At 69.1% G+C, this 15,287-nt stretch carries 17 protein-coding genes and 1 pseudogene; 4 read left to right on the top strand and 14 right to left on the bottom strand.

From position 1 onward, the window contains the following. The first annotated feature begins 1 nt into the window (after position 1). A complete protein-coding gene (locus VV867_RS22735) occupies positions 2-1,450 on the top strand; it encodes an AdeC/AdeK/OprM family multidrug efflux complex outer membrane factor (protein ID WP_328567625.1) in 1,449 nt (482 codons plus the stop codon). Between the two features lie 492 nt (positions 1,451-1,942). On the opposite strand, the gene VV867_RS22730 is transcribed toward VV867_RS22735, so the two are convergent. From VV867_RS22730 to ubiE, 13 genes and pseudogenes are all read right to left on the bottom strand, one after another. After that, positions 1,943-2,371, bottom strand: coding sequence for a UPF0158 family protein (locus tag VV867_RS22730; RefSeq protein ID WP_328567624.1), 429 nt, complete (start codon positions 2,369-2,371; stop codon positions 1,943-1,945). Positions 2,372-2,441: 70 nt separating this feature from the next. Next, on the bottom strand, positions 2,442-4,016 hold the full coding sequence (locus VV867_RS22725; RefSeq protein ID WP_328567623.1) for a methyl-accepting chemotaxis protein: 1,575 nt from the start codon (positions 4,014-4,016) through the stop codon (positions 2,442-2,444). Between the two features lie 219 nt (positions 4,017-4,235). Next, the gene (locus tag VV867_RS31230; protein WP_425262398.1) at positions 4,236-5,099 is read right to left on the bottom strand and encodes a methyl-accepting chemotaxis protein; all 864 of its coding nucleotides are present in this window, start codon (positions 5,097-5,099) and stop codon (positions 4,236-4,238) included. Next, positions 5,091-6,149: pseudogene (locus tag VV867_RS31225) on the bottom strand (methyl-accepting chemotaxis protein); the annotation flags it as partial. The gene VV867_RS31230 and the pseudogene VV867_RS31225, both read right to left, overlap by 9 nt. 158 nt (positions 6,150-6,307) lie before the next feature. Next, the gene (locus VV867_RS22715) at positions 6,308-7,015 is read right to left on the bottom strand and encodes a 16S rRNA (uracil(1498)-N(3))-methyltransferase (RefSeq protein ID WP_089392876.1); all 708 of its coding nucleotides are present in this window, start codon (positions 7,013-7,015) and stop codon (positions 6,308-6,310) included. Further along, positions 7,012-7,812 (bottom strand): twin-arginine translocase subunit TatC, encoded by an 801-nt coding sequence (tatC, locus tag VV867_RS22710; protein WP_089392877.1) that lies wholly within the window; start codon positions 7,810-7,812, stop codon positions 7,012-7,014. The genes VV867_RS22715 and tatC overlap by 4 nt, the downstream gene beginning before the upstream one ends. Beyond that, on the bottom strand, positions 7,809-8,282 hold the full coding sequence (tatB, locus tag VV867_RS22705) for a Sec-independent protein translocase protein TatB (protein ID WP_275627892.1): 474 nt from the start codon (positions 8,280-8,282) through the stop codon (positions 7,809-7,811). The genes tatC and tatB overlap by 4 nt, the downstream gene beginning before the upstream one ends. A 14-nt stretch (positions 8,283-8,296) precedes the next feature. After that, positions 8,297-8,539 (bottom strand): twin-arginine translocase TatA/TatE family subunit, encoded by a 243-nt coding sequence (locus tag VV867_RS22700; RefSeq protein WP_089392879.1) that lies wholly within the window; start codon positions 8,537-8,539, stop codon positions 8,297-8,299. Between the two features lie 25 nt (positions 8,540-8,564). After that, positions 8,565-8,903, bottom strand: coding sequence for a phosphoribosyl-ATP diphosphatase (locus VV867_RS22695; protein ID WP_009615404.1), 339 nt, complete (start codon positions 8,901-8,903; stop codon positions 8,565-8,567). After that, positions 8,896-9,300, bottom strand: coding sequence for a phosphoribosyl-AMP cyclohydrolase (hisI, locus tag VV867_RS22690; RefSeq protein WP_058487683.1), 405 nt, complete (start codon positions 9,298-9,300; stop codon positions 8,896-8,898). Before hisI ends, VV867_RS22695 begins: the two co-directional genes overlap by 8 nt. A gap of 82 nt (positions 9,301-9,382) precedes the next feature. After that, on the bottom strand, positions 9,383-10,981 hold the full coding sequence (ubiB, locus tag VV867_RS22685; RefSeq protein ID WP_109933641.1) for a ubiquinone biosynthesis regulatory protein kinase UbiB: 1,599 nt from the start codon (positions 10,979-10,981) through the stop codon (positions 9,383-9,385). Then, positions 10,978-11,601, bottom strand: coding sequence for a ubiquinone biosynthesis accessory factor UbiJ (locus VV867_RS22680; protein ID WP_109933642.1), 624 nt, complete (start codon positions 11,599-11,601; stop codon positions 10,978-10,980). Before VV867_RS22680 ends, ubiB begins: the two co-directional genes overlap by 4 nt. A gap of 1 nt (position 11,602) precedes the next feature. Next, on the bottom strand, positions 11,603-12,385 hold the full coding sequence (gene ubiE / locus VV867_RS22675; RefSeq protein WP_109933643.1) for a bifunctional demethylmenaquinone methyltransferase/2-methoxy-6-polyprenyl-1,4-benzoquinol methylase UbiE: 783 nt from the start codon (positions 12,383-12,385) through the stop codon (positions 11,603-11,605). Between the two features lie 130 nt (positions 12,386-12,515). Between ubiE and VV867_RS22670 the strand changes: the two genes are divergently transcribed. From VV867_RS22670 to VV867_RS22660, 3 genes are all read left to right on the top strand, one after another. After that, positions 12,516-12,791 (top strand): polyhydroxyalkanoic acid system family protein, encoded by a 276-nt coding sequence (locus VV867_RS22670; RefSeq protein WP_089392884.1) that lies wholly within the window; start codon positions 12,516-12,518, stop codon positions 12,789-12,791. Between the two features lie 299 nt (positions 12,792-13,090). Beyond that, entirely contained in the window at positions 13,091-13,513 is a 423-nt protein-coding gene (locus VV867_RS22665) for a phasin family protein (protein ID WP_328567621.1), read from the top strand. A gap of 10 nt (positions 13,514-13,523) precedes the next feature. Beyond that, the gene (locus tag VV867_RS22660) at positions 13,524-14,411 is read left to right on the top strand and encodes a phasin family protein (RefSeq protein WP_328567640.1); all 888 of its coding nucleotides are present in this window, start codon (positions 13,524-13,526) and stop codon (positions 14,409-14,411) included. A 50-nt stretch (positions 14,412-14,461) separates the two neighbouring features. Here the strand turns inward: VV867_RS22660 and VV867_RS22655 are convergent, their stop codons facing one another. Next, on the bottom strand, positions 14,462-15,076 hold the full coding sequence (locus VV867_RS22655) for a TetR/AcrR family transcriptional regulator (RefSeq protein WP_109934982.1): 615 nt from the start codon (positions 15,074-15,076) through the stop codon (positions 14,462-14,464). Between the last annotated feature and the right edge of the window lie 211 nt (positions 15,077-15,287).

The raw sequence follows: 15,287 nt of genomic DNA, 5'->3' as shown, positions 1-15,287 counted from the left end.
TATGAGAAAGTCCTTACTCACCCTGGCCCTGGCGGCAGCCGCGCTGTCCGGCTGCTCGCTGATCCCGGACTACCAGCGCCCCGAGGCACCGGTAGCCCAGGCCTACCCCCAGGGCCCGGCCTATGCCGGCGCCCAGGGCGGCGGCGCGAGCGTTGCCGCCGACCTCGACTGGCAGAGCTTCTTCAGCGACCCGCAGCTGCGTCGCCTGGTCGAAGTGGCCCTGGACAACAACCGCGACCTGCGCGTCGCCGCGCTGAACGTCGAGGCCTACCAGGCGCAGTACCGCATCCAGCGCGCCGAGCTGTTCCCGGCGGTGAGCGCTGACGTGAGCGGCTCGCGCCAGCGCCTGCCGGAGCGGGTGTCGACCACCGGCAACGACATGATCAGCAGCCAGTACGGTGCCACCCTGGGCGTCACCGCCTGGGAAGTCGACCTCTTCGGCCGCCTGCGCAGCCTGCGCGACCAGGCCCTGGAGCAGTACCTGGCCACCGAGGAAGCGCGCCGCAGCACCCAGACCGCGCTGGTGGCCAACGTCGCCAACGCCTACCTGACGCTGCGCGCCGACCAGGCCCAGCTGCAGCTGACCCGCGACACCCTGGCCACCTACCAGAAGACCTACGACCTGACCAAGCGCAGCAACGAGGTCGGCGTGGCCTCGGCCCTGGACCTGCGCCAGGCGCAGACCTCGGTGGAAAGCGCGCGGGCGACCCTGGCGCAGTACACCCGCCTGGTGGCCCAGGACCAGAACGCCCTGACCCTGCTGCTGGGCAGCGGCGTGCCGGCCGACCTGCCGCAGGGCATGGACCTGGAGCAGCAGGTGCTGGCCCAGGTGCCGGCCGGGCTGCCCTCGGACCTGCTGCAGCGGCGCCCGGACGTGCTCGAGGCCGAGCACCAGCTCAAGGCGGCCAACGCCAACATAGGCGCGGCGCGCGCCGCGTTCTTCCCGAGCATCAGCCTGACCGCCAACGCCGGCAGCCTGAGCCCGGACCTGTCCGGCCTGTTCGACGCGGGTTCCGGCACCTGGCTGTTCAAGCCGTCCATCAGCCTGCCGATCTTCAACGCCGGCAGCCTGAAGGCCAGCCTGGACCTGGCCAAGGTGCAGAAGAACATCTACGTCGCGCAGTACGAGAAGGCCATCCAGACCGCCTTCTCGGAAGTCGCCGACGGCCTGGCCGCACGGGGTACCTACGGTGACCAGCTGACGGCCCAGCGCGCCTTGGTCAAGGCCAGCGAGGATTACTACAGCCTGGCCGAGAAGCGCTACCGCACCGGCGTGGACAACTACCTGACCCTGCTCGACGCCCAGCGTTCACTGTTCAGCGCCCAGCAGCAGCTGATCACCGACCGCCTGAACCAGCTCACCAGCGAGGTGAACCTGTACAAGGCGCTCGGCGGCGGCTGGCAGGAAAGCACCGCGCAGCAACAGTCGAAGCCGCAGCCCAAGGGCTGAGGCCACGGCCAAACGAAAACGCCGCCCCTCGGGGCGGCGTTTTCGTTTTTGTAGGCGCGGGCAGGGGAATGGCGTAGGGCGAATAACCGTTCGCGGTTATCCGCCGATACACCGGCGCCACAGCCAATGCCAAGGTCAACCCCGGAGCCGCCGGGGATCACGGCCAAGCGGCGGATAACGCCGTAGGCGTTATGCGCCCTACGCCGGACCCATCCGCAACGTAGGGCGAATAACCGTTCGCGGTTATCCGCCGATACACCGGCGCCACAGCCAATGCCAAGGTCAACCCCGGAGCCGCCGGGGATCACGGCCAAGCGGCGGATAACGCCGTAGGCGTTATGCGCCCTACGCCGGACCCATCCGCAACGTAGGGCGAATAACCGTTCGCGGTTATCCGCCGATACACCGGCGCCACAGCCAATGCCAAGGTCAACCCCGGAGCCGCCGGGGATCACGGCCAAACGGCGGATAACGCCGTAGGCGTTATGCGCCCTACAGCGTTGCGCCTTGGCCCGCCGGGCGGATGTCGTGGTCGGCGAGCCAGTCCAGGGCGCATTCGCGCAGGCGCTCGGCCTGGTAGTCGTACCAGGCCTGGAGCAGGTCCGGGTAGCCCATGAGCACGTGGCGGAAGGCCTTGAACGGCTTGCGCCCTTCCAGGGCCGAGGCCATGGCGGCGTAGGCGTGGGGTTCGCCGACCTCGCGGAGGAAGTCGCGCATCAGTTCCAGGGATTCGCGGCTGCTCAGCGGCTCGATCGGCAGCAGGCGCTCCGGGTCCTGCTCCAGCAGGAGCAGCAGGTCCGGGTCGGGAGCGTCGGTCAGCAGCGGCACCACCTGGCCGCTGCCCAGGTCCAGGTAGTGCTCGATGTCGCTGGTGTCGAGGGCGACGGCGAGTTCGTCGAGGTCGATGGTCAGCGGGCGCATGGTCGCTCTCCGGTTGGGCGAGAGCCCCCAGCCTATCCCATGCGCCGCCTGCTTGTCCGCTGCAATCCTGTTACAGGCGGAAGCGCCCGACCTGGCCCTGCAGGTCGCCGCCCAGGCGCGCCAGCTCGTTGCTGGAGGTGGCGGTCTGCTGGCTGGCGGCGGCCGACTGCTCGGCGATGTCGCGGACCTGGCCGACGCTGCGGCTGATCTCGGCGGCGACGCTGCTCTGCTGTTCGGCGGCGGAGGCGATCTGCAGGTTCATGTCCTGGATCTGCGCCACGCTGCGGGCGATGGCCGACAGCGCGTCGCCGGCGCGGCGCGTCAGCTCGACGGAGTCGCCGGTGAGCTGGCGGCTGTCGTCCATGCACTGCGCGGCGTCCTCGGCGCCGCGCTGCAGGGCGGCGATCAGCGCCTCGATCTCGGCGGTGGACTGCTGGGTGCGCTGGGCCAGGGCGCGCACCTCGTCGGCGACCACGGCGAAGCCACGCCCGGCCTCGCCGGCGCGGGCCGCCTCGATGGCGGCGTTGAGGGCCAGCAGGTTGGTCTGCTCGGCCACCGACTTGATCACGTCGAGCACGCTGCCGATCTTCCCGCTGTCGCCGCGCAGGCGCGCCATGGCCTGGGTGGAGCGCTCCACCTCGGCGGCCAGCTGGTCGATGCGGGCGATGGCCTGGCCGACCACCTGCTCGCCGTCGCGGGCCTGGGCATCGGCCTGGCGGGCGGCGCCGGAGGCCTGCTCGGCGTTGCGCGCGACCTCCTGCACGGTGGCGGCCATTTCCTCGATGGCGCTGGCCACCTGCTCGGTTTCCAGGCGCTGGCTGTCGACGCCGGCGCGGGTCTGTTCGGTGACTGCCGACAGCTGGTCGGCGGCGCTGGCCAGTTGGCCGACGCTGCCGCCGATATGGCCGATCAGCTCGCCCAGGCTGTCGCGCATGCGCAGCATGGTGCGCTGCAGCTGGCCCAGCTCGTCGCGGCGCTGCAGGTGCAGGTCGCCGACCAGGTCGCGGGACAGGTCGCCCTGGGCGATGTGCTCGGCCAGTTCGAGGGATTCGTGCAGCGGGCGGACGATCTGGCGGTTGATCGCCCACACCGAGAGGGCGCCGAAGAACAGCGCGAACAGGGCGGTCAGCGCCTGGCGCCATTGCGCCTGTCCGGCCGCGGCGTCGCGTTGGCGCAGGCCCTCGTCGAACAGGGCGCCGCTGGCGCGGAACAGGGCTTCGGCACGGCTGTCGAGGGCGGAGTTGGCCTGCCCGCGCTGCTGCGGCTCGGCGCGCAGCAGGTCGTCGGCGGCCTGGGCATAGGCGGCGAGGGCCTGGCGCAGGTCGTCGAGGCGGGGCCCGGCGAAGCCGTCGCGGGCCAGGCGCTCGCTGCCGGCCTGCAGCTCGCCCAGTACCGTGCGCAGGCGCTGGGCCTGTTCCGCGCTGCCGTCCAGTTGGTAGCGCAGGCGCGCCAGTTCCGCCTGGCGGGCGCCGCCGTCGAGCTGGCCGATGTGGGTCAGGCGTTCGCTGTGGGCGCCCTGTTCGTTCAGGCCCTCGATGCCACCGAGCAGCACCAGCAGGGTCAGCAGCAGGCAGATGCCGAAGCCCACGGTGAGCTTGAGGCTGACGTTCATGCGGCCGAGCTGAAGGACCAGCCAATCGTACATGTCGAATACTCCAGGCAGACGAGGCCGCGGGACGGGCCCGAAGCCGGAAATGCAGGCTGTTTTGCCGTTCTTCTTGTCGTGCAGGCGAGGGACTTTTTCGGGACGCATCTGTGTGCGTCACAGCTTATCGGCGACGTTGCCTGAAACTTCAGTGCCTGATGTGTAATTTTTCGTACGCGGGCAAGGGCCCGCCAGGACGGCGGGCCGGAGGGGGAGGGCTCAGAGACGGAAGCGGCCGACCAGGCCCTGCAGCTCGTTGCCCAGGCGCGCCAGCTCGACGCTGGAGGCGGCGGTCTCCTCGCTGGCGGCGGCGGTCTGCTCGGAGATGTCGCGCACGCTGAGCACGCTGCGGTTGATCTCCTCGGCCACCGCGCTCTGTTGCTCGGCGGCGGCGGCGATCTGCTGGTTCATCGACTGGATGCCGGAGACGGTGCGGGTGATCGCCTCCAGCCGCTCGCCGGCGCGGCGCGCCAGGTCCAGGGTGTTGTCGGTGAGCGCGCGGCTGCTTTCCATGCGCTGCACGGCCTGCTGGGTGCCGCTGTGCAGGCCGGCGATCAGTTCCTCGATCTCCTCGGTGGACTGCTGGGTGCGCCGGGCCAGGGCGCGCACCTCGTCGGCCACCACGGCGAAGCCGCGCCCGGCGTCGCCGGCGCGGGCCGCCTCGATGGCGGCGTTGAGCGCCAGCAGGTTGGTCTGCTCGGCCACCGCCTTGATCACGTCGAGCACGCTGCCGATCTTCTCGCTCTCGCGCTTGAGCTGCTGCACCGCCTCGTTGGAACGGCCGACCTCGCCGGCCAGGCGGTCCATCTGCCCGACCGCCTCGCTGACCGCCTGGGCGCCGGCGCCGGCCTCGCGGTCCGCGGCGCTGGCGGCCTCCGAGGCTTCCTCGGCATTGCGCGCCACTTCCAGCACGGTGGTGGCCATCTCGGTCATCGCCGTGGCCACCTGGTCGGTCTCGCTCTTCTGGTTGTTCACCCCGGCGCTGGTCTGCTCGGTGACCGCCGAGAGCTGTTCGGCGGCGCTGGCGATCTGGGTGACGCCGTCGTGGATGCGGCCGATCAGCTCGCGCAGCGACTGGCTCATGCGCTGCATGCTGGCCTGCAGCTGGCCCAGCTCGTCGCGGCGCTCGACGCGCAGCTCCTGGCTGAGGTCGCCGTCGGCGATGCGCGCGGCAGCGGCCAGCGACTGGCGCAGCGGCAGGACGATCTGCCGGGTGATCAGCCAGGCCGCCAGCACGCCCAGCACCAGGACGATGAGCGAGGCCAGGGCCAGTAACTGCTTGGCGTGGCTGGCGTCCTCATCGCGTTTGGCGGTCTGGTCGTCGCTCAGCTCGACGCTGAGTTTCTCGATCAGCAGGCCGCTGTCGCGCATCTGGTTGCGCGCCTGCTGGCTGCCGTTGACTTCGTTGCGGTAGCGGTCCAGCGCCTTGCGGTAGTCGTGCAGGGCGTTCACCACGGCCTGGTAGTTGGCCTGCTGCTCGGGCACGGCGGCCTGGGCGCGCTGTTCCACGGTGGCGGTGACCTGCTCCAGGGCGCTGATCGCACCCTGTTCGAGGCTGGGGTCCTCGTTGGCGGTGTAGCTCAGCACCTGGAAGCGGGCGTCCATCACCTGGCGGCCCAGCTCGGAGACGTCGGCGAGGGCCTTGAGGGACTCGACGCTGCCGGTCTCCACCAGGTGCTGCTCCACCAGCTCCAGCCCCTGGGTGACCACCGAGGCCTTGCGGATCAGCGTCTTGCGCGCGCTGTCGCGGCTGTCGAAGGACTTCTGCAGGCTCTTGAACAGGGTGCGGTACTGCTTGGTGAGCTGGCGTTGCTGTTCGACCTTCTCCAGGTCGACGGCGTCGTCGAGCAACTGGCCGACGCGCTGCTGCTGGCGGTCCAGTTGGTCGATGCTCTGTTCCACCAGCTTGGCATCATCCGCCGCGCGGCTGGCCTGGTACTTCAGGCGCGCGGTGCGCAGGTCCTTGGTCAGGCCCAGCAGGTTGGAGATCTCGCCCAGCTTGTCGCCGCGGGAGATCAGGCTGTTCAGGTTGAGCGCCCCGGTCAGGGCGATGAGCAGGGTGAGCAGCAGCACCAGGCCGAAGCCGATGGTGAGTTTCCAGTTGACCGTGAGATTGCTGAACCAGCGGGACATGAACGCGGCGCTCCAGGGGACTGTGGGGCAGCGGCCGCCGCGTGGTGCGGCTGCCGATCGACCAATGCCTGACATATCGGCGGGGCGACACGAATCTGAAATTTCTTTAGTAAATTTCTGACCGACGATCCCCGTTGGGGCTGTCGCGGGCCTTCAGGTCAGAACAGCCGGGCCAGCAGGGCGGTGACCGCGGTTTCCACGCGCAGGATGCGCTCGCCGAGCTGCACCGGGGCCAGGCCGGCCTCGCGCAGTTTCTCGACCTCGTAGGGAATCCAGCCGCCCTCGGGGCCGATGGCCAGGGTCACGGCCTGCTCGACCGCGCGCGGGCAGGCCGGCCAGGGCCCGGGATGGCCGACCAGGCCCAGGCTGCCGGCGGCCAGGGCCGGCAGGCGGTCCTCGACGAAGGGTTTGAAGCGCTTCTCGATGATCACCTCGGGCAGCACGGTGTCGCGGGCCTGCTCCAGGCCGAGGACGAGCTGCTCGCGGATGGCCGCCGGCTCCAGGAAGGGCGTCTGCCAGAAGCTCTTCTCCACCCGGTAGCTGTTCAGCAGCACCAGGCGCGGCACGCCCATGGCGGCCACGGTCTGCAGCACGCGGCGCAGCATCTTCGGCCGCGGCAGGGCCAGCAGCAGGGTCAGCGGCAGCTTGGCCGGCGGCGCCTGGGTGAAGCTCACCTGCAGCTCGGCCTCGTCGCGCGAAAGGTTCAGCAGGCGGCCTTCGCCCATCAGCCCGCCCAGGCGGCCGACGCGCAGGCTGTCGCCGCTCTCGGCGCGGTGCACTTCATGCAGGTGGGTGAGGCGGCGGTCGCGCAGCAACACGCGGTCCGCCGCGACGAAGTCGGCGTCGTCCAGCAGCAGCAGGTTCACGGGCGCGTTGCCGGCGGCTGGTCGCCTTTCTCTTCGGGCTGCGCATCCTCGTCGCGGTTGCGCTTGCGGATCAGCCGGCTGAACAGCACCCCGGCCTCGAACAGCATCCACATGGGCACGGCGAGCAGGGTCTGCGACATCGGGTCCGGCGGGGTGAGGATCATGCCGACCACGAAGCAGCCGATGATGACGTAGGGGCGGATCTTCTTCAGGTAGGCCACGTCGACCACCCCGATCCACACCAGCAGCACCGTGGCCACGGGGATCTCGAAGGCCACGCCGAAGGCGAACAGCAGGGTGAGGAAGTCCAGGTAGCTGTTGATGTCGGTCATCGGCGTCACCCCTTCCGGGGCCTGGCCGAGGAAGAAGTGGAACATCAACGGGAACACCAGGAAGTAGGCGAAGGCCATGCCGGTGTAGAACAGCACCACGCTGGAGGCCAGCAGCGGCAGGGCCACGCGCTTCTCGTGCTTGTACAGGCCGGGGGCGATGAAGCCCCAGATCTGCGCCAGGATCACCGGCATGGCCAGCAGCACGGCGACGATCATGGTCAGCTTCAGCGGCGCGAGGAACGCCGAGGCCGGGTCGATGGCGATCATGGTCGCGCCTTCCGGGAGGAAGCGGCGCAGCGGCGCGGAGGCCAGGGCGTAGATCTTCTGCGAGAAGTACAGCAGGCCGATGAAGATCACGAAGATCGCCACCACGCAGCGCAGCAGGCGCGTGCGCAGCTCGGTCAGGTGCGAGACCAGGGGCATTTCCTGGTCGTTTTCGGGTTGTTCGGGTTTTTCGTCGCTCATGGGGTACGCGGCGTCTCGGACGGAGGAGGCGTCTGGGCGGCGGCAGGCGCGGCCGGGGCCTCGGGAGCGGCTGGCGCGGCGTCGGCGGCGGGCGCCTCGGGCGCGGCCGGGATGCCGACGCCGGGCATGTTGGCCAGGCGGCTGTTCGGCGCGATGGTGGGCGGCGCCGGCGCTGCCGTGGGCTCGGCCTGCGCAGCGGTTTCGGCCGGCGGCTGCTGGCCGGTGAGCGGCGCCATCAGCTTCTGCGCTTCACGCTCCATCTGCAGGATGTGCTCGTTGTGCAGCTGCCGGCGGATTTCGTCGGCACCCAGTTCACGCTCCACTTCCTGCTTGATCGCGTTGAAGCTGCGTTTCAGCCGGCCTATCCACAGGCCCGCGGTGCGCGCGGCACCGGGCAGGCGCTCGGGGCCGAGCACCAGCAGGGCGACCAGGCCCACCAGCAGCAGTTCGCTGAAGCTGATTCCGAACATGGCGTTCTATCCCATCAGTCCTTGCGCTGCGGCTCTTCGACCTTCTGCGCCTGGGCGTCGATGGTGTGGGGCTGGTTCAGCGGCGGGTTGGCCGGCGGCTGCTGGGGCTTGTCTTCCTCTTCGGTGTTCATCGCCTTGCGGAAGCCCTTGACCGCCTCGCCGACGTCCGAGCCCAGGGTCTTCAGGCGCTTGGTGCCGAATACCAGCACCACCACGATCAGGATGACGACCCAGTGTTTCCAGTCAAAGATGCCCATCTTGTTCTCCTCGAAGTAATCGGGTTCAGGCCGACGGCTGGCGCGCAGCTTTCTCGTCGTGGCCGGAGAGGCCGAAACGGCGCTCCAGCTCGTCCAGCACCGCCTGGGGATGCTGGCCGAGGGCGGCGAGCATGACCAGGGAATGGAACCAGAGGTCGGCGGTTTCGTAGATCAGGTCCGTGCAGTCGCCGCTCTGCGCGGCGTCCTTGGCGGCGAGGATGGTTTCCACCGATTCTTCGCCGACCTTTTCCAGGATCTTGTTCAGTCCCTTGTGGTACAGGCTGGCCACGTAGGAGCTTTCGGGGGCTGCATTCTTGCGCCCCTCCAGCACCTCGGCCAGGCGCGCGAGGGTGTTGTCACTCATGGCTGTGCCCCGGCTTGTCGTAGATGGCGTGCGGGTCCTTGAGCACCGGGTCGACGACCTTCCAGCCGCCGTCCTGGTAGACCCGGTAGAAGCAGCTTTCGCGGCCGGTGTGGCAGGCGATGCCGCCGACCTGCTCGACCATCAGGATGACGACGTCGGCGTCGCAGTCCAGGCGCAGCTCGTGCAGCTTCTGCACGTGGCCGGATTCCTCGCCCTTGCGCCAGAGCTTGCCGCGCGAGCGCGACCAGTAGATGGCGCGGCCCTCGGCGGCGGTCAGGGCCAGGGATTCGCGGTTCATCCAGGCCATCATCAGCACGCGGCCCGTCTTGTGGTCCTGGGCGATCGCCGGCACCAGGCCGTCGGCGTTCCAGTGAATTTCGTCCAGCCAGTCTTTCATCTTCGCTTCCGTACAGCGGGCGTTCTCGCGCCCCGCGGCAGTTTCGGTGATTCCCAAGTGTGCCAGCAGTGGCGACGACTGGCTATCGGCGCAGGATCAGATACAGACCACCGGCCAGCATGGCCCAGGCCGGCCAGGCCTCGATACTGTGGGTGGCCAGGCCGATCTGGGTGGCGCCGGCCACCAGCACTGCGCCGATAAGCCGCGGCACCCAGGCGCCGGCCAGGGGCTGCGCGCCGGCCGGTTGCGGCTCCTGCGGCTGCGCCAGGCGCTCCAGGGTGTCGCGGGTCATCTGCGCCAGGTGCGGCAACTGTTCGATGTGCTGCTGGGCGTTGCGCAGCAGCTGGGCGGGGCTGACGCGCTCGCGCATCCAGCGCTCGAGGAAGGGCTGGGCGGTGGTCCACAGGTCCAGCTCGGGGTAGAGCTGGCGGCCCAGGCCCTCGATGTTCAGCAGGGTCTTCTGCAGCAGCACCAGCTGCGGCTGCACTTCCATGTTGAAGCGCCGCGCGGTCTGGAACAGGCGCAGCAGCACCTGGCCGAAGGAGATGTCCTTGAGCGGCTTCTCGAAGATCGGCTCGCACACCGTGCGGATGGCCGCCTCGAAGTCGTTGACGCGGGTTTCCGCCGGCACCCAGCCGGAGTCGATGTGCAACTGGGCGACCTTGCGGTAGTCGCGCTTGAAGAAGGCGATCAGGTTGCGCGCCAGGTAGTCCTGGTCCTCGTCGGTGAGGCTGCCGACGATGCCGCAGTCCACCGCGATGTACTGCGGGCTCCAGGGCGTGCGGGTGCTGACGAAGATGTTGCCCGGGTGCATGTCGGCGTGGAAGAAGCTGTCGCGGAACACCTGGGTGAAGAAGATCTCCACGCCGCGCTCGGCCAGGGCCTTGAAGTCGGTGCGCTGGTCGCGCAGGGTGTCCAGGTCGGTGACCGGGATGCCGTAGATGCGCTCCATCACCAGCACCTTGGGCCGGCACCAGTCCCAGTACACCTGGGGCACGTAGAGCAGCGGCGAGCCGTCGAAGTTGCGCCGCAGCTGGCTGGAGTTGGAGGCCTCGCGCAGCAGGTCGAGTTCGTCGTAGATGGTCTTCTCGTAGTCGCTGACCACCTCCACCGGGTGCAGGCGGCGGGCGTCGCTGGACATGCGCTCGGCCAGGCGGGCGAGGATGAACAGCCAGGCGATGTCGGCGCGGATCACCGGCTTCAGGCCCGGGCGGATCACCTTGACCACCACTTCCTCGCCGCTCTTGAGCTGCGCGGCGTGCACCTGGGCCACCGAGGCCGAGGCCAGCGGTTCGCGCTCGAAGCGGGCGAAGACCTGCTCGACCCTGGCCCCCAACTGTTCCTCGATCAGCGCCACCGAGGCTTCCGGCGGGAACGGCGGAACCTTGTCCTGCAGGCGCGCCAGCTCGTTGGCGATGTCGTCGGGCAGCAGGTCGCGGCGGGTCGAGAGGATCTGCCCGAACTTGATGAAGATCGGCCCCAGGCCCTCCAGGGCCAGGCGGATGCGCTCGCCGCGGGACAGCTCCAGCTTGCGCCGCGGCAGCCAGCGCCAGGGCAGCAGGCCGCCGAGCAGGCGCAGGTACCAGGGCAGCATCGGCAGTTCGAGGATGAGGTCGTCGAGGCGGTAGCGGATCACCACGCTCTGGATGCGCAGCAGGCGGCGGAAGGCGAGCAGCTTCATGCGTCGGGTTTCGGCTTCTTGGACAGGCGCGCCAGGCGCGCGTCGAGGCGGTCGAGGGCGATCTTCAGCTGGTCGAGTTCGGCGAAGCGGGCTTCGGCCTCGTTGCGCCCGACCAGGGTGCGGCTTTCCTCGGCGAGGTAGTCGGCCAGGCTCAGGCGCAGGCTTTCCAGGCTGTCGCCGGCCCAGCGCGCGCCGCCGCGCAGGCGGCTGCCGAGCAGTTGCGCGGGCAGCGGGCCGAGCCAGCGCTGCACTTCGTATTCCCAGTCCAGCTCCAGGCTTTGCAGGATGTCGGCCAGCTCCAGCAGCAGGGCGCTGTCGCCGCCCATCTCCACTTCCGGGCTGTGCAGCACGCTGGTCTTGTCGGCGGCCAGGGCCAGCTGCAGCAGGCGCCCGGCCGGGGCGCGCAGGGTGCAATCCACCGCGGCCTCGTGGTGCGCGGCCAGGTGCAGGCCGTCGGCGTCGGGCAGGATGAACAGGCGCAGCACGGGGGCCTGGCAGTCGACTTCCAGGACCCGCCCGGCCAGCCGGGCGAGGCGCTGCAGGGCCACGCCGTCCAGGCGCAGCACGCGGTTCACGCCGGCTTCGGCGCTGGCCAGCAGCGCCTGGGTCAGGAGCGCCATCTCAGGGCTTGATGCCGCGGTGCAGGGCGACCACGCCGCCGGTCATGTTGTGGTAGGTGACGCGGTCGAAGCCGGCCTCGACCATCATCGACTTCAGGGTTTCCTGGTCCGGGTGCATGCGGATCGACTCGGCCAGGTAGCGGTAGCTGTCGGCGTCGTTGGTGACCAGCTTGCCCATCAGCGGCAGCAGGGTGAAGGAGTAGGCGTCGTAGGCCTTGGACAGCAGGCTGCTGGTGGGCTTGGAGAACTCCAGCACCAGCAGGCGCCCGCCCGGCTTGAGCACCCGCAGCATGGAGCGGATGGCGGCGTCCTTGTGGGTGACGTTGCGCAGGCCGAAGGCGATGCTCACGCAGTCGAAGTGGTTGTCCGGGAAGGGCAGCTTCTCGGCGTCGGCCTGGACGAACCTGACGTTGCCGGCCACGCCGCTGTCCAGCAGCTTGTCGCGGCCGACCTTGAGCATGGAGGCGTTGATGTCCGCCAGCACCACCTCGCCGGTGGGGCCGACCAGGCGCGAGAACTGGCGGGTCAGGTCGCCCGTGCCGCCGGCGATGTCGAGCACGCGGTTGCCGCTGCGCACGCCGGACAGCTCGATGGTGAAGCGCTTCCACAGCCGGTGGACGCCGCCGGACATCAGGTCGTTCATCAGGTCGTACTTGGCGGCGACCGAGTGGAACACCTCGGCGACCTTCTCGGCCTTCTCGCTCTCGCGCACGGTCTTGTAGCCGAAGTGCGTGGTGGGGTCGGCGGGGCCCTGGTCCCCGGCGGGTTTGCGCGGCTCGCTCATGGCGTTTCTACCCTGGAAGTCAGTGGCGGCCATTCTAACAGGATGTGGGGAAAACGCCGCCCCGTGGCGCGGGGTGCGGCGAAACGTCGTGCGGCGTATCATCCACCGGTCTGTCATACCGGAGCCACCCATGTCCCGCATCCACGTCGAACGCCCCCATTCCCTCGGCCGCGAAGCCGCCCGCGAGAAGGCCCAGAAGCTGGCCGAGAAGCTGGCCCGCGAGCACGGCGTGAGCTACGAGTGGCAGGGCGACACGCTGACCTTCAGGCGCAGCGGCGTGGACGGACGCATCGAGGTGGGCGACGACCGCGTGGCGGTGGAGGTCAAGCTGGGCCTGCTGCTGTCGGCCATGGGCGGGATGCTCAAGGGCGAGATCGAACGCGCGCTGGACAAGGCGTTGGCCTGACCGGGCCGCACCCGCACTTTGTAGGAGCGAGCTTGCTCGCGAACCCTCGCCCGCGCCGAAAATCGCAGACGTCACTCCCGCGAACGCGGGAGCCCAGAGCCTCTGGTTCCCCGCGTTCGCGGGGATGACGGGTTTGAAATGGGCACCTAAGGGTTCGCGAGCAAGCTCGCTCCTACGAAAAGCGGTTCGGCAGGTCTGCCGGCTGGTATGTGTTTTCTAATTTTCCCCGATACCTTGCACTCAAGCTCGCAACGCTGCGGGCCTCTACGGACCCCCGAGAACAGTGTGAGGAAACCATCATGGCCAAGGTCGCCAGCAAGAAGAAAGTCGAGAAAGCCGTCAGCGAGTCGTCCCTGATCACCGACGTCAAGCACTACGCCCGCCAGATCTGGCTGGCCGGCCTGGGCGCCTATGCGCGCGTCGGCGCCGAAGGCACCGGGTACTTCAAGTCGCTGGTGAAGGAAGGCGAAGGCCTGGAAACCAAGGGCCGCCAGATGGTGACCGAGCAGGTCGAGTCGGCCAACGACAGCGTCAAGAGCAGCGTGTCGCTGGTGAAGGACAAGTTCGAGGTGCAGCTGGACAAGGTCGAGAAGGCTTTCGACAGCCGCGTGGCCTCCGCGCTGAACCGCATGGGCATTCCGTCGCGGCAGGATGTCGAGGCGCTCTCTGCTAAGCTTGACGAGCTGAGCGCGGTGCTCGAGCGTGTCGCGAAAACTCATTGAGGAGAGCGGGATGGCTGGCAAGAAAACTACCGATAAAAAAGAGTCCGGGTGGGTCGGCGAGATCGAGAAGTACTCGCGGCAAATCTGGTTGGCTGGTCTGGGGGCCTACTCGAAGGTCAGCAAGGACGGCAGCAAGCTGTTCGAGACCCTGGTCAAGGATGGCGAAAAGGCCGAGAAGCAGGCCCGGACCGAGGTCGACAAGTCCGTCGGCGCGGTGAAGTCCACCGCCCGTTCGGCGCGTTCCAAGGTCGACGAGGTGAAGGACCGCGCCCTGGGCAAGTGGGGTGAGCTGGAAGAGGCGTTCGACAAGCGCCTGAACAGCGCCATCTCGCGCCTGGGCGTGCCGAGCCGCAACGAGGTGAAGGACCTGCATGCGAAGGTCGAGACCCTGACCAGGCAGATCGAGAAACTCACCGGCGTCAGCGTCAAGTCGGTGGCCAAGCCCGCCGCCAAGGCCGCTGCGAAACCTGCGGCCAAGGCTGCAGCGAAGCCCGCAGCCAAGCCGGCCGCCAAGACCGCGGCGGCCAAGCCTGCTGCCAAGGCTGCTGCGAAACCGGCTGCGAAGCCGGCGGCCAAACCGGCCGCGGCCAAGGCAGCGGCGAAGCCTGCAGCCAAGCCGGCCGCCAAGCCTGCTGCTGCGAAGGCCGCGGCGAAACCGGCTGCCGCCAAGCCTGCGGCGAAACCGGCTGCTGCGAAACCCGCTGCCAAGCCGGCCGCTGCCAAGCCTGCTGCGGTGAAGAAGCCGGCGGCGAAGAAGCCCGCCGCGCCGAAGGTGGCCAAGCCGGCAGCACCGGCCACGCCGGCCGCGGCTTCGGCTCCGGCGGCCACTCCGGCGCCGGCTGCGGCAGCTCCGGCTGCTCCGGTAGCGGCTCCGGCCACGCCGCCGACCCAGGCCTGACGCGTTACCCGTGGTACCCGACGCCCGGCCTCGTGCCGGGCGTCTTCATTTCAGGCGTTCAGGTAGCGCTGCGCCAGGCGCTCGGCGGCGAGCCGCGAATCGCCGCGCAGGTGCGGCGCCACCAGCATCATCACCTGGTAGACCACCAGGCGTATCTCGCCTTCGCGGCCGAGGATGCGCTGGTAGTCCAGGGAGAACAGCAGGGTCAGGGTGATCTGCTCCACCAGTTGGCCGAGGGCGTCGGTGTCGCTGGTCAGCTCGCCGCCGGCCTTGAGCCGGGCCAGCAGGGCGGCCAGGGTGCGCTTGAGCGCGTTGAGCCAGCTGCGCATGCCGCGGGCCAGCTTGGGCAGGCGCCCGGCCAGGTTGGACAGGTCCTGGAAGAGGAAGCGGTAGTGCGCCAGGCGCTCGACGATCAGGTGCAGGAACAGCCAGTAGTCCTCGGCCCCCAGGCGTGCGTCGGCGGGTGGGTCGAGCAGCGGCTGCAGTTCCTCCTCGAAGCGGGCGAACAGGGCCAGCACCAGCGGCTCCTTGCCGTGGAAGTGGTAGTACAGGTTGCCGGGGCTGATGCCCAGCTCGGTGGCGATCTCCAGGGTGGAGACGTTGGGTTCGCCCTGTTCGTTGAACAACAGCAGGGCGCATTCGAGGATGCGGTCGCGGGTTTTCATCCGTGTGCTGCTTCCGGCTTCGGGAGGTTCGACGATAACCGTGGCGGGAGCCGCCGGCCAGTCCCTCGAAAGCGTGAGGGCGCGCGTTCCTGGCAGGGGTTCATCGGGGAATCCGGTTATCGCGGACAAAGTCCGCTCCTACGAACGTGCTTCCTGGAACCGTAGGAGCAACTGTCTCGCGGCCTGCGCCTAGTTGCTCTTCGTAGGAGCG

Origin of the sequence: Pseudomonas sp. JH-2, assembly GCF_036231725.1 — a bacterium.
GTDB lineage: Bacteria > Pseudomonadota > Gammaproteobacteria > Pseudomonadales > Pseudomonadaceae > Pseudomonas > Pseudomonas delhiensis.
This window is presented reverse-complemented; position numbering and strand designations above follow the sequence as displayed.

What these genes read in the sequence shown, in the direction of transcription:
- VV867_RS22735 (WP_328567625.1), top strand. Translation starts at nt 2, where the DNA reads ATGAGAAAGTCCTTACTCACCCTGGCCCTGGCGGCAGCCGCGCTGTCC.
- VV867_RS22730 (WP_328567624.1), bottom strand. Translation starts at nt 2,371, where the DNA reads ATGCGCCCGCTGACCATCGACCTCGACGAACTCGCCGTCGCCCTCGAC.
- VV867_RS22725 (WP_328567623.1), bottom strand. Translation starts at nt 4,016, where the DNA reads ATGTACGATTGGCTGGTCCTTCAGCTCGGCCGCATGAACGTCAGCCTC.
- VV867_RS31230 (WP_425262398.1), bottom strand. Translation starts at nt 5,099, where the DNA reads ATGAGCCAGTCGCTGCGCGAGCTGATCGGCCGCATCCACGACGGCGTC.
- tatC (WP_089392877.1), bottom strand. Translation starts at nt 7,812, where the DNA reads ATGAGCGACGAAAAACCCGAACAACCCGAAAACGACCAGGAAATGCCC.
- tatB (WP_275627892.1), bottom strand. Translation starts at nt 8,282, where the DNA reads ATGTTCGGAATCAGCTTCAGCGAACTGCTGCTGGTGGGCCTGGTCGCC.
- VV867_RS22700 (WP_089392879.1), bottom strand. Translation starts at nt 8,539, where the DNA reads ATGGGCATCTTTGACTGGAAACACTGGGTCGTCATCCTGATCGTGGTG.
- VV867_RS22695 (WP_009615404.1), bottom strand. Translation starts at nt 8,903, where the DNA reads ATGAGTGACAACACCCTCGCGCGCCTGGCCGAGGTGCTGGAGGGGCGC.
- hisI (WP_058487683.1), bottom strand. Translation starts at nt 9,300, where the DNA reads ATGAAAGACTGGCTGGACGAAATTCACTGGAACGCCGACGGCCTGGTG.
- ubiB (WP_109933641.1), bottom strand. Translation starts at nt 10,981, where the DNA reads ATGAAGCTGCTCGCCTTCCGCCGCCTGCTGCGCATCCAGAGCGTGGTG.
- VV867_RS22680 (WP_109933642.1), bottom strand. Translation starts at nt 11,601, where the DNA reads ATGGCGCTCCTGACCCAGGCGCTGCTGGCCAGCGCCGAAGCCGGCGTG.
- ubiE (WP_109933643.1), bottom strand. Translation starts at nt 12,385, where the DNA reads ATGAGCGAGCCGCGCAAACCCGCCGGGGACCAGGGCCCCGCCGACCCC.
- VV867_RS22670 (WP_089392884.1), top strand. Translation starts at nt 12,516, where the DNA reads ATGTCCCGCATCCACGTCGAACGCCCCCATTCCCTCGGCCGCGAAGCC.
- VV867_RS22665 (WP_328567621.1), top strand. Translation starts at nt 13,091, where the DNA reads ATGGCCAAGGTCGCCAGCAAGAAGAAAGTCGAGAAAGCCGTCAGCGAG.
- VV867_RS22660 (WP_328567640.1), top strand. Translation starts at nt 13,524, where the DNA reads ATGGCTGGCAAGAAAACTACCGATAAAAAAGAGTCCGGGTGGGTCGGC.
- VV867_RS22655 (WP_109934982.1), bottom strand. Translation starts at nt 15,076, where the DNA reads ATGAAAACCCGCGACCGCATCCTCGAATGCGCCCTGCTGTTGTTCAAC.